Origin of the sequence: Wenzhouxiangella psychrophila (assembly GCF_042310375.1) — a bacterium.
In the GTDB taxonomy this organism is placed as follows: domain Bacteria; phylum Pseudomonadota; class Gammaproteobacteria; order Xanthomonadales; family Wenzhouxiangellaceae; genus Wenzhouxiangella.
Genome location: NZ_JBHJMQ010000003.1, coordinates 317,444 through 330,166 on the forward strand (window position 1 = coordinate 317,444; position 12,723 = coordinate 330,166).

Genomic DNA, 12,723 nt, shown 5'->3' on the forward strand with positions numbered 1-12,723 from the left:
CCTTGATTGTGACCAGTCTGCTGACATTTTAGCGGTCCGGGCCGCCCGGCGGCGACCCGGACTTCGCCGCTGGTCAGCTGGAGTAATACATGTCGAATTCGACCGGGTGAGTCGACATCCGGAAGCGCGTGACTTCGTCCATCTTGAGCTTGATGTAGCCGTCGATGAGGTCGTCGGTGAACACGTCGCCGGCCTTGAGGAAATCGCGATCCTTGTCGAGTGCGTCCAGGGCCTGGTCGAGGGCGTGACAGACGCGCGGAATATCGCGCTCCTCTTCCGGCGGCAGGTCGTAGAGGTCCTTGTCCATCGGCGCGCCCGGGTCGATCTTGTTGATCACCCCGTCCAGGCCGGCCATCAGCATGGCGGCGAAAGTCAGGTACGGATTGCCGGCGGCGTCGCCGAAGCGGATCTCGATGCGGCGGGCCTTGTCGGAACTGACCCACGGCACCCGGCAGGAGGCCGAGCGGTTACGCGCCGAGTAGGCCAGCAGAACCGGCGCCTCGAAACCCGGAACCAGGCGCTTGTAGCTGTTGGTGGTCGAGTTGGCGAAGGCGTTGATGGCGCGAGCGTGCTTGAAGATGCCGCCGATGTAGTGCAGGGCGGTTTCGCTCAGGCCACCGTAGCCGTCGCCGGCGAACATGTTATTGCCGCCCTTCGAGAAGCTCTGGTGGACGTGCATGCCCGAACCGTTGTCGCCCACCAGGGGCTTGGGCATGAAGGTCGCCGTCTGGCCCTGGCGGTGTGCCACGTTGTGCACCACGTACTTGAGCATCAACATTTCATCGGCTTTGCGCACCAGGGTGTTGAAGCGCGTGCCGATCTCGCACTGGCCGGCCGTGCCGACTTCGTGGTGATGGACCTCCACCGGGATTCCGATGGCTTCCAGCGTTGCGCACATGAGGCTGCGGAGGTCAGCCAGGCCGTCGACGGGCGGAACCGGGAAGTAACCGCCCTTGACGCGCGGTCGATGCCCGTAGTTGCCGTCCTCGTAGGTCTTGTTGGTGTTCCAGGCGGCTTCCTCGGAATCGATTTCGAAGGAGCAGCCGGAAATGTCGTTCTTCCAGCGTACGTCGTCGAAGACGAAGAATTCGGGCTCGGGCCCGAAATAGGCCTCGTCGGCGATGCCGCTCGACTGCAGGAAAGCCTCGGCACGCTTGGCCAGGGAACGCGGGCAGCGGCTGTAGCCCTGCATGGTGTCCGGCTCGAGGATGTCGCAGGTGAGGTTGAGGGTGGCGTATTCCGAAAACGGATCGACGTAGGCGGTCTCCGTGTCCGGCATCAGCACCATGTCGGATTCGCTGATGCCCTTCCAGCCGACGATCGACGAGCCGTCGAACATCTTGCCTTCCTCGAAGAAGTCCTCGTCCACGGTGTGGGCCGGCAGCGTGACATGCTGTTCCTTGCCCAGGGTGTCGGAGAACCGAAGGTCGACGAACTCGATTCCCTCGTCGGCGATTCGCTTGATGATGTCTTTAGCGGCCATGTCGGCTTGTTACCTCTTCGAATGTGAAAGTGAAGGATCGCCGGTGATGTTGCACGCGCCGTGCCAGTCCGCAGGCCCTGTAAGTTGGGGGCCTTGCTGCCCGACACTGCTTATCATTTGAGCGCGCCGATCCGGTTTCGTTCAATAAATGAGCAAATTCGATTTCGGCTTCAACCCGAGACGGCCGGGTTGAGCGTGTAGGTCCCGGTCATACTGGCCTGATCGAGTACGTGACCCTTGACGGCTTCGACCACGTCGTGACCGGTAAAAGAGCCGGGCAGATCGAGGCGATCGGTGTCGAGTGCATAGACGGTGAACACGTAATGATGCAGGCGTTCATCGTTCCAGGGCGGGCAGGGGCCGTCGTAGCCGAAGTAGTTGCCCGCCATGTCCGCATCGCCGGCAAGGAAGTTGGTGTAGTCGTTCAGGCCCTGGCGCGCACCGTCAGGCCCCGGCGGGTTCTGCTTGCCTTTGGGCGTGATGCCGTCGCAGCATTCGCCGGTGGCGAGTTCGGTGACGCTGGCGGGAATGTCGACCATGGCCCAGTGGCAGAAATCGACGCGCGGCATGTCGGCCGGCAGGGTCTTGCCTTCCTGGTTGACGTCGTCGGCTTCGGACGGGACGTCGGGATCCATGCAGACGACGGCGAAAGAGCGCGTTCCCTCCGGTGCTTCCGACCAGGTCAGGTGCGGGCTGAGATTGTCCGACAGCGCCATGTGCGATTCGGCATCCTGCCGGGCGAAGGCATAGCGCGGATCGATGGGCGCGCCGTCGGTGAGATCGCGGGATTGAAGCTGCATGTGAACTCCTTCTCGGTCTGCGAATTTCATGTGGTTTAAGCTTACCAGCCTCACTTGAACACTGCCCCTCGTCCCAATGACAAAAAAGCTTCTGATTCCGTTCCTGATCCTGCTGCCTTTTTCGGCCTTTGCCGCGCCCGGGCTCCCCGACAACGCGGAAATTGACGATTCCGTGCCCACGCCCGCCGAGGTGCTCGGTTTCGAGCCCGGCGAACGCCATCCGCGACACGACCAGATCGTGACCTATCTGCGTCGCCTGGCCGAGCACTCCGATCGGGTGAAGCTCGAGGAGATCGGTCAAAGCCACGGCGGACGTCCGCAGGTTCTGCTGACCTTCGCCCGCCCCGAGCGCCTGGCCGAAATCGACGACATCCGCTCCGGCCGTCAAGAGGCCGCCCGCAACGGCGAGGGCCCGCCGGTGGTCTGGATGGGCTACTCGGTGCACGGCAACGAGGCCTCGGGCGCCAGCGCCGCGCTGGTCATGGCCTGGTATCTCGCCGCCGGGCAGGACGAACGCGTGACTCGCTGGCTCGACGAGATGATCATGGTGATGGAACCGGCCATCAATCCCGACGGCATCGACCGCTTCGCCCACTGGGTCAACATGCATCGCGGAAATCATCCGTCACCGGATTCGGACGACCGCGAACACCAGGAGGGCTGGCCCGACGGTCGCACCAACTACTACTGGTTCGACCTCAACCGCGACTGGCTGCCGGTGGTCCACCCGGTCTCGCAGAATCGCCTGCGCCATTACCACCTTTGGCGCCCGCACGTCATCACGGACCACCACGAGATGGGGAACAACAGCACCTTCTTCTTCCAGCCGGGCATTCCCGAACGCGCCAATCCGCTGATTTCCGAGGCCAACCAGGAACTGACGGGCGAGATCGCCGAGTTCCACGGCATGGTGCTCGACGGTGCCGCCGAACCCTTCTATGCGCGCGAGTCCTTCGACGATTTCTACATCGGCAAGGGCTCGACCTATCCCGACGTCACCGGTGGCATCGGCATCCTGTTTGAGCAGGCCTCCAGCCGCGGCGCCGTGCAGGAGAGTGACTACGGGGTCAGGCGCTTCGCCGAAACGGTCGCCAACCAGGTCCGCACGAGCGTGTCGACGCTCGACGGCGCCCTGGCTCACGCCGACGAACTCGTTGGTTACCAACGCGACTTTCTCGACGACACGCGCGACCAGGCCGACGACTGGGGTCGGGCCGGCTGGCTGCTGGGCGACGGCGGCGACCCCGTGCGTGCCCACGCGCTGGTCGGCATGCTGCTCAACCACGACGTGGCGGTTCATCCGGTGGACGACACGGTCGAGATTGGCGAAGCGCGTTTCGAGCCCGGTTCGGCCTGGGCCATTCCCGCCGACCAGGATGCCTACCTGCTGCTGAAGTCCGTATTCGAGGCGGTCACCGAGATGGACGTGGAAACCTTCTACGACGTGTCGGCCTGGCCGATGGCCATGGCCCACGACCTGCCGCTGGCGACCACGCGGCGCCTGCCGTCGGTGGGCGAGGCGCTGGCCGAGGCGCCGGTGCACGATCCGGCGGCGGTCCAGACCAGCGCCCTGGCCTGGCTGGTGTCCTGGAATCAGTACCGCGCCGATGCGCTGCTGGCCGATCTGCTCGACGACGGCTACCGGGTCCAGGCGGCGACCGAACAGCTGACCGTCAAGACGGCGGAAGGCGAGCGCGACTTCGAGCGCGGCAGCCTGGTCATTCACCGGGGTATCCAGCCCGACGAACTCGACCCGGTGGGTGACCGCCTGGCCGAACTCTCGACCGAACACGGCGTCGACGTGATTGCCGCCCGGCAGGGCATGGCCCTCAGCGGCGTCGATCTCGGCTCGCCCTCGGTGCCGGTACTCGAGCCGGTCAGCGCCGCGCTTCTGACCGGTTCGGGCGTGAGCGCCTACGCCGCCGGTGCGGTCTGGCACTGGTTCGACACGCGCCTGGCCGAACCGGTCGCCCAGCTCGACGTCAACCGCCTTCGAGGCGGCGATCTGGAAGAACACACGCACCTGATCGTGCCGCCGGGCTGGTACGGCTCGCTGAGTGATTCGGTCAAGTCGACAATCGTCGACTTCGTCCGTGGTGGCGGCACGCTGGTGGCCTTTGGTGAGGCCGCTGAAATGGCCGAGTCGTTGGAACTCGGCTGGGACCTGGTCGAGGAAAACGATGAAGAGGAAGAAGCCGGGCCCGAACGCAAACCCTACGGCGACTACCGGCAGGACCGTGCTCGCGAACTGATCGGCGGTACGGCCCTGCGCGTTGATATCGATCGCACCCATCCGCTGGCCTGGGGTTATGCCGACGACGAGCTGGTGCTGTTCCGCCAGGGCGCGCATCGCCTCAAGGCGGTGGATAACGATTACGCCCAGGTCGGCATCTACACCGACGATCCCCTGGCCGCCGGGTACCTGTCGGAGAAGAATCGCGAAGAGCTGGCGGGCACGCCGGCGGTCAGCGTCAGTCGGCACGGCGCCGGCACGGTGGTGCGCATTGCCGACGAGCCGCTGTTTCGCGGCTACTGGCGCGGCGGTGAGAAGCTGTTCGCCAATGCGCTTTTCTTCAGCCAGCTGGTGTCGCCGACGCGCTTGCCCGACGAAGAATGAGTCACCTTGTCGTCCCGGAAACGGCGTATGCCGTTATCCGGGACCTCGCGGGGAGGCTGTGACACGGTCGAGGGGATGGGCCGTGCCGAGTTGATACTTGCGAGGTCCCGGCTCGCGGGCCGGGACGACAGGAAGGCTCAACCGGTCGCGCGCTGCCGGCCGGTACTGTCCTCTAATTGCGCCAGCTCGCTCAGCGCCCGGCGATCGAGGATTCGAACGTTCTTGCCTCGGACATGGATGACGCCGTCGCGCTGCAGCGCCGAGAGTGTGCGCGAGATGGTCTCGATGGTCAGTCCCAGGTAGTTGGCGATATCCCGACGGTCCATCGACAGGCGGAACAGGTCCGGGTCGAGCTGGCGGCGTTCGAGCCGGCGCGAAAGGCTGAGCAGGAACAGGGCCACGCGGGTCCGCGCATCCAGTCGCCCGACAACCAGTAGAAGCTTGCGCGCCTCGGCCATTTCCTCGGCCAGCAGGCGGAGCATCACCTGGTTCAGCCGCGGGCTCTCACCGAGCATTTTCTGGAAGTCGGCCACCGGGATTTCGCACAGCCGGCATTCCTCCAGCGCCACGGCCGAACCGGCGTGCCGTCCGGTCGAGAAGGCGTCGAGGCCGACGATATCGCCGGGGAGATAGAAACCGGTGACGAGCTCATCGCCCTCGCGCGAGACCTCGTAGGCCTTGATCGAGCCCGAGCGCAATACCGCCAGTTGCCGGGCGGGCTGGCCGCCGTGATGGAGATGAGCATTGCGATGCACGCCCTGGCGGCGGTGGATGACGCCGTTGAGGCGTTCGCGCTCGTCCGGTGCGATGTCCTGGGCGAAGCACAGGCTGAACAGCACGCAATCGTTGCAGGAGTGCTCCCGGGAACCGACGTCGGGTCCGTCGCTTTCGCTGGTCGAGGACATGGCGTCTCCGGGCCCTAGACGATGCGGGAGAACCGGCCGCGCGCCTGGCCGGCTGGCGCCAGGTAGGCGTCGAAGGTCTTGGCGATCGCGCGCAGGAACAGCAGTCCGTTGGCCGTGACCTTGAAGCCGCCGTCGTTCAACACGATCAATTCGTCGTCGGCGAGCGGCTGCAGGCGCGCGAGCTCATCCGTGAAGTAACGCCGGAAAACGAGCTGATACTCGCGTTCGATGTCGTGATAGACGAGTTCGCCGTTGCACATGATGCGCTCGATGATGTCGCCGCGGATGCGGTCGTCGGTGTTGCGGGTCAGGCCGCGAGCGGTCGGCAGCCTGCCCTCGATCAGCGATACCGTCCAGTCCTCGAGCTTGCGGTGGTTCTGCGCGAAGCTGTCGCCCACCTGGCTGATGGCGCTGGGACCGAAGCTGATCAGATCCAGGCCGCCGTGGGTGGAATAACCCTGGAAATTGCGCACCATGGTGCCGTTGCGCTTGGCCTTGACCAGCGAGTCGTCGGGCCGGGCGAAGTGATCCATGCCGATGAACTCGTAGCCGGCGTCGAGCAGGCGCGCGAGCGTGTTGCGGAAGACGGCGAGCTTGGTCGCCGGGCTGGGCATCTGCTCGATGTCGATCTGGCGCTGAGCCTTGAACAGGTGCGGCAGGTGGGCGTAATTGAACAGCGAAATCCGGTCGGGGTTCATCGAGATGATCGACTCGACGGTCTTCGAAAAGCCGGCAGTGGTCTGCAGCGGCAGGCCGTAGATCAGGTCGACGCTGATCGAGTCGAAGCCGACCCCGCGCGCGGCGCCGATGATCGAGCCGACCATGGCCGTGTCGTGAACGCGATTGACGGCCTTCTGCACCTCCGGATCGAGATCCTGCACGCCGACGGAAATTCGGTTGAAGCCGATGTTCTTGAGTTCGCGGATATCGGCCGGTTCGACGGTGCGCGGATCGATCTCCAGGCCCAGCTCGGCGCCGGGGGCGAAATGGAAATGCGTACGCAGCAGCGCCATGAGCTGGCGGATCTGGTCGGTGCGCAGAAATGTGGGCGTGCCGCCGCCGAGGTGAAGCTGGCGCACCGGCCGGTCGCGGTCGAAGCGCGGCGCGACGAGCCGGAGCTCCTTCTCCAGGTTGACCAGGAATTCCTGCCCGGCCGTGGTCGAGCGTGTTATCACCCGGTTGCAGGCGCAGTAGAAGCACGGGCTGGCGCAAAACGGCACGTGCACGTAGATCGACAGGTCGGCCGGGATCGGCAGCCGGTTGCTCTCGGCAATGGCGGCGTCGTATTCGGTCGGCCCGAAGTCCTCGCTGAACTGCACGGCGGTCGGGTAGGAGGTATAGCGGGGTCCCTCGCCGCCGAATTTCTCGATCAGCTCGGCATCGAAGTTGGGGCGCATCAGTTCGGACATGGTGGTTCTGCCGCAAGCAATTGAGTGGATCAGGGCGCCAGATTAGTTGCGATGCAAGCGGACCGAATTGACCATCGTCAAAAAGGCGCAACACCGCCGGCAGCCGGCGCTTCTGTTACATTCTGCGTCTGCATCCAACCCGCTTTCCGGAGCCCCCAGTGATTCGACATTGCCTGTTCGCCTTCATCCTCCTGGTGCCGTCTTCCCTCGTTCTGGCCGAGGAAGAAGCACCCGAGCCGCTCGCCATTGACGAAGTGCTGGCGCTCGGACCGCTGCCCGTCGACGTCGAAATGATGGACAAGGCGGGTCACGCCGACGACCTGCGCCGCGCCCTGGTGGGGCAACTCGGCGACGGCGCGCTGCCGCGTGCCGGCCAGCCTGTAACCGCCTTCGGTCAGACCAGGGAGTGGCAGTCCGTATCGCCCGGCACGCTCGATTCGGAGCGGGCGCTGCAATTGTGGTGGTTCCAGCTCGAGGCCGATCGCTTCGTACGCGGTCACCTCGAACTCGAGGGTCTGAGCAATGCCGCCGTGTTCGTCGACGGCCGGAAGATCGAGGGCGGGGACAAGGGCCATGCCCTGGACCTGCGCAATGGCAGTCACCCGGTCTGGATCGTGCACGACGGCCCCGCTGAAGAGAGTGAGCCCGCCCTGGCCTGGCAGGGGAGCGCCGAGCAGGATCGCGTCGTGGCGCATATTCGGCCCGAGCGCCGCGTCTCCGCGCAACGCCTGACCAACGCCGAAACCGTGAGTGATCTGGCCATTTCGCCGGACGGCCGTTATCTGGCACTGGCCTACGAGCGCCGCGACGAAACGGCCGATACCGATATCCGCCGCCTCGAAATCCGCGATCTGCAAACCGATCGTATCGTCCGCCAGTGGACCGCCGACCGGCCCGCCGCCCTGGCCTGGAGCCCGGACGGCTCGAAGCTGGCCGTACAGACCGGCGACAGCCTGTGGCTTCACGATCGCGACTCCGGCCGGGCCCGGGCGCTGCTGCTCGAGCACGAGGGCATCGGCAGCTGGCGCTGGCATCCGGATTCGCGCTCCATCCTGTTCAGCTGGGTCAAGAAGGACGATGCCGACACCGAAAAGCGTCGCCGCCTGCGCGCGCTCGAAGACCGCTGGGCCGGCTTCCGGGATGTCAGCCAGATCTACCAGGTCGATATCGATAGCGGCATCGTCCGGGCGCTGACCGCCGAGGAGCGTTCGGTGAACCTGCACGATGTCGCCGATCGCCGGGTGCTGCTTTCCCACAGCGTGATCGACTATGACGAACCGCCGCATGGCCTGACCCGCGTGTTCGAGCTCGACCTCGAAGACGGCCAGAAGCGCGAGATTGCGCGCCTGCGCCAGTTCAACGACATTCGCTACGCCGACGAGGGCTACTGGCTTCTGGCCGGTCCCGGCCTGTCCATTGGCGACGGCGACACGACCCCCGAGGACGTGACGCCCAACGATTACGACACGCAGCTCTATCGCCTGTCCACCGACGGCACGGAAGCGGCCAGCCTCAGCCGCGATTTCGATCCGGCCTTCAGCGGCATCGAGCGCCTGGCCGACGGCAACTTGCTGCTGTCGGCCGTCAGCGGCGAGGAATCCGTACTGGTTCATTTCGACCGCGACGCCGACAGCCTGGCGATCGTCGACAGCGGGGTTGCGGTGATGGAGTCCTTCGTCGCCTCGCGTACCTCGCCGCCGACCGTGGTCGTGCGCGGCAGCGACGCCGACGCGCCGCAGCGCGTGCATCGTGTCGGACTCGACGGCGACAACGAAGTGCTGGTCGACTCGCGCGAGTCGGCATACGCCGACGTCGTGCTGGGAGAAGTGCGAGACTGGACATTCACCAATGCCGACGATGTGGAAATCGACGGTCGCTACTACCTGCCGCCGGATTTCGATCCGGAACAGCAGTATCCGCTGATCGTCTACTACTACGGCGGCACCATGCCCGTGAACCGCCAGTTCACGGGCCGCTATCCGTTCAATCTCTGGGCCGCAAACGGTTACGTGATCTATGTCGTGCAGCCCCGAGGCGCCATCGGCTACGGCCAGGATTTCTCGGCCAGGCACGTCAATGCCTGGGGCGAGTATGCTGCCGACGACATCATTGAGGGCACGCAGAAGTTCGTCGAGGCGCACGAGTTCGTCGATGGCGAACGCATCGGCAACATCGGTGCCAGCTACGGCGGTTTCATGACCATGTACCTGGCCACCCGGACCGACCTGTTTGCCGCCTCGATCTCGCACGCCGGCATCAGCGCCCTGACCAGCTACTGGGGCGAAGGCTGGTGGGGTTACTCGTATTCGGGTATCGCCAGCCAGGGCAGCTTCCCCTGGAACAACCGTGAGCTCTACGTCGAGCAAAGTCCGGTCTACAGCGCCGACAAGGTCAATACGCCGCTGTTGCTGCTCCACGGCGAGGCCGATACCAACGTGCCCGTGGGTGAGAGCGACAATATGTTCACCGCGCTCAAACTGCTCGGCCGCGAAGTGGAAATGGTCGAGTTCCCGGGCGAAGATCACTGGATTCTCGACCGCGAAAAGCGCTACGTCTGGTGGGACAGCATCCTGGCCTGGTACGACAAGTGGCTCAAGGACGAGCCCGAGTGGTGGGAGCACCTGTATTCCGAGTCATCGGACTCGTAGTCAGCGATGGAGGCTGGTGGCCCACATCCAGGTAGGCGTGGGTCGAGCGACTCGTCTGCTATAGTGCTTTGCAGCATGTCTCGCTGGTGATGTGGGAGGTTCCGGTGTGAAGAAATTTTTGCTGCTTTTTGCAGGCTTGGGCTTGATGGTGGGAGGCGCTTGGGGTCTGGAGTCGGAACTGTCAGTATTGATCGACGCCGACAATGATCCCGCAACGGGTTGCGAGGTAGTTGCGCCGACCGGACTCATGGCAGGTGTCGACGGGCGCATTGACCTGCTGATTGAGAGCGACGATGCGGCGAGTGGGGAAGTTATCGGCGCCGTGCATCGGACCTGTCTTTCCGAGGCCCAAGGATTTGGGCAACCTTCAGCGTCGCCCGACAATCTGGGTCCGGTTGCAACCGGTCTGGATGGCTTCAACGCCGTGGAAATTGAACTTGCTTCGCCCTTCGGTGATTTTGCTGAAGGTGGCGTGCTTCGCCTCGGGGTGCTCGCATCCAACGACGAAGGGGCCGAGTCTTCACTGCTCGCCACCACGCCCGGTAGTCAATCGCCGATTCTACTTTCGATCGATCCACCGTTCGTCCCGATTCCGGTTCCCGTCAGCGGTCTGGCCCTTTTGCTGATGCTGGCTCTGCTCATCCTGGCCTCGGTAGCGGTCATGCTGCGATTTCGAAAGATCGCACTGTTATCGCTGGTCGGCTTGTCCGGCGTGTTACTGGCCCAGGATGCCGGGTTGCGATTCGAGTGGATCAATCCGCCGCTGGCGGAGTCGAGCGCCACTGATCCGACCTCGGGCGTGGACATTCGTGCCCTGTTTGCACAGGCCAGCCGTGAGGGCTCGCTCAATCTGTTTTTCCGTGTCGATATGGCATTGGCAGCCGAGCCGGTGCCCATCGAGGTGCAGGGCTCGCCCCTAACTTTGGCGACCAATGGTCCGAACGGCGAGCTCACTGTTCTCAATACATCGAACGTCACAAGCGCGCTGGATATTGAAGCCGACCTGACGGGTACGGCACTGGAAGGTGAGATAAGCGTCACTGGTAATACCTGCGATTCCGTCATGCCGGGAGGCAGTTGTACGATTGCGTTCAAGGCCGGTGCCAATCCGGTGACTGAAACCGGCTTTGTCGTTGGTGGCTCGAATACCCAGGAGATCGACGCGGCGATCATAGTGGACTACGGCAGCCTCCTGTCTGTCGAGCCGAGCGAGTTAACGTTGGTTGCGGGGGATTCCGGCCAGTTCCAAATCAGCAATGCCACCGATGCCTTGCAGCCTGCCAGCGACATCGACATCACCTTCCCGGGCGGTAGCGGGCTGTCGGTGGTCGACAACAGCTGTGGGAATGAGTTGCCGCCGGGGGATGCGTGCATGGTAAAGGTCACAGCCTCCGATCCGGAAGGTCCGACGACCCTGACGGTAAATGCCGGAAATGCCGAGCCGGTCAGTGCCGAGGTAACGGTTGAGCCCATACCGCAGGCCACGCTGTCGGTAGTGCCAGAGACCCTTTCGTTTGTTGAGAATACCGCGGGCGATTTAACGGTCACGAACGATGCCGCCTCGCCGGTTGCCGCAGACAATGTTTTCGCCAGCATTCCCAATGGTAGTGCTCTGTCGATTCAAAGCACCACATGCGGCACTAGTCTGGCAGTCGGAGCGAGCTGCACGATTACGCTTGCCGCTTCAGATCCGGAAGGGCCAACCGAGCTAGCAATCGAAGGTGACAATACCAATTCGGTCTCCGCATCGGTTACGGTAACCGCCGAAGTCATCGACCTGTCGGTGAACCAATCACCCCTGACTCTGTTGGTCGATGGTCCGAGCGGCAGTCTGACGATCACCAATCTATCGGAGAACAATTTAGCGCTTGATATCATTTCGGATTTTTCCGGCACCGCGCTTGAAGGCAACGTGAGTGAGACCGGGAACACCTGTTCGTCAGTTCCCCCAGGCGACAACTGCACCCTGACCTATACGCCGGGCAACAGTACCGTGCCGGAAACGGATTTCACCATCCAGGGAAGCAACACGGCACCGATCACCGCCTCCATTGCCGTCGAGTCCGGCTCGACGCTGACCGCCATCAGCCCCGTCTCCGGAACCGCGTCGGGTGGGACCGGAGTCACGTTGACCGGAACCGGATTGACCGGAGCGACGTCGGTGAGCTTTGACGGGGTTCCTGCTGCCTCGGTGAACGTGGTCAACTCGACTACGGTGACGGCAGTGACGCCGGCACACGCAATGGGAACGTTCGATGTCGAAATTGACACTCCTGCTGGTGGCGCGACGCTTGTCAACGCTTATACCTATGAAGCAACGGCGGTCGGGCAGCCCTCCGGCGGCGGCACCATCGCCTGTCTGGGTGGTGGGTTGCAGAATCTGATCGCGGCAACCGCAGACAACAGCATAGCCATCGAGTGGGGCGGCCTGGGCAGCGCGATCGGTGCAGGCGCGCAAAGCGATACCGATGGGGCAGCCAATACGACCGCCATCGTCTCTGCACTCGGCAATAATGGGGGCAGTCCCTACGCTGCACAGTTGTGCAACGATTTCGAGGTGGACTCTCAGGGGAATACTCCGTGCCAGGTCGGAAACATTTGCTATAACGACTGGTTCCTGCCAGCCTCGGACCAACTGACTTGCCTGTATGACAACCGTGTTGCCGTGGGCGGCTTCGCTTCCGATTTCTATTGGGCCTCGACCGAGTTTTCGGGTGATCCCGCGTTGTCTGCTTGGGCGCAGTCGTTTTTAGATGGAACCCCGGTTACTAACAATAAAAACCTTAGTCTTCGTTCGCGCTGCGTGCGTAGTTTTACGCCGTAAAGTGCCCGTGCAGCCGGCGTTGGTTCCAAGAATGGAG

General features: G+C 63.7%; 7 protein-coding genes. 3 read left to right on the top strand and 4 right to left on the bottom strand.

Annotated elements, in window-relative coordinates; all coding sequences use genetic code 11:
• Nucleotides 1–73: 73 nt before the first annotated feature.
• On the bottom strand, nt 74–1,483 hold the full coding sequence (gene glnA, locus ACDC66_RS06170; protein ID WP_376695810.1) for a type I glutamate--ammonia ligase: 1,410 nt from the start codon (nt 1,481–1,483) through the stop codon (nt 74–76).
• Between the two features lie 170 nt (nt 1,484–1,653).
• Nucleotides 1,654–2,283, bottom strand: a complete 630-nt coding sequence (locus ACDC66_RS06175; protein ID WP_376695811.1) for a YbhB/YbcL family Raf kinase inhibitor-like protein — start codon at nt 2,281–2,283, stop codon at nt 1,654–1,656.
• Nucleotides 2,284–2,359: 76 nt separating this feature from the next.
• Here ACDC66_RS06175 and ACDC66_RS06180 point away from each other — a divergent pair, with 76 nt between their 5' ends.
• Entirely contained in the window at nt 2,360–4,900 is a 2,541-nt protein-coding gene (locus tag ACDC66_RS06180) for a M14 family zinc carboxypeptidase (protein WP_376695812.1), read from the top strand.
• A gap of 137 nt (nt 4,901–5,037) precedes the next feature.
• Here the strand turns inward: ACDC66_RS06180 and ACDC66_RS06185 are convergent, their stop codons facing one another.
• Both ACDC66_RS06185 and hemN read right to left on the bottom strand, forming a co-directional pair.
• Complete coding sequence (locus ACDC66_RS06185; RefSeq protein ID WP_376695813.1) at nt 5,038–5,805, bottom strand: helix-turn-helix domain-containing protein; 768 nt, start codon at nt 5,803–5,805, stop codon at nt 5,038–5,040.
• A 14-nt stretch (nt 5,806–5,819) separates the two neighbouring features.
• A complete protein-coding gene (gene hemN / locus ACDC66_RS06190) occupies nt 5,820–7,214 on the bottom strand; it encodes an oxygen-independent coproporphyrinogen III oxidase (RefSeq protein WP_376695814.1) in 1,395 nt (464 codons plus the stop codon).
• Between the two features lie 158 nt (nt 7,215–7,372).
• Here hemN and ACDC66_RS06195 point away from each other — a divergent pair, with 158 nt between their 5' ends.
• Both ACDC66_RS06195 and ACDC66_RS06200 read left to right on the top strand, forming a co-directional pair.
• The gene (locus ACDC66_RS06195; RefSeq protein WP_376695815.1) at nt 7,373–9,862 is read left to right on the top strand and encodes a S9 family peptidase; all 2,490 of its coding nucleotides are present in this window, start codon (nt 7,373–7,375) and stop codon (nt 9,860–9,862) included.
• 106 nt (nt 9,863–9,968) lie between these two features.
• Entirely contained in the window at nt 9,969–12,686 is a 2,718-nt protein-coding gene (locus ACDC66_RS06200; RefSeq protein ID WP_376695816.1) for an IPT/TIG domain-containing protein, read from the top strand.
• Nucleotides 12,687–12,723 lie beyond the last annotated feature (37 nt).

Coding starts and splice junctions, on each gene's coding strand:
- glnA (WP_376695810.1), bottom strand. CDS start 1,483: ATGGCCGCTAAAGACATCATCAAGCGAATCGCCGACGAGGGAATCGAG.
- ACDC66_RS06175 (WP_376695811.1), bottom strand. CDS start 2,283: ATGCAGCTTCAATCCCGCGATCTCACCGACGGCGCGCCCATCGATCCG.
- ACDC66_RS06180 (WP_376695812.1), top strand. CDS start 2,360: ATGACAAAAAAGCTTCTGATTCCGTTCCTGATCCTGCTGCCTTTTTCG.
- ACDC66_RS06185 (WP_376695813.1), bottom strand. CDS start 5,805: ATGTCCTCGACCAGCGAAAGCGACGGACCCGACGTCGGTTCCCGGGAG.
- hemN (WP_376695814.1), bottom strand. CDS start 7,214: ATGTCCGAACTGATGCGCCCCAACTTCGATGCCGAGCTGATCGAGAAA.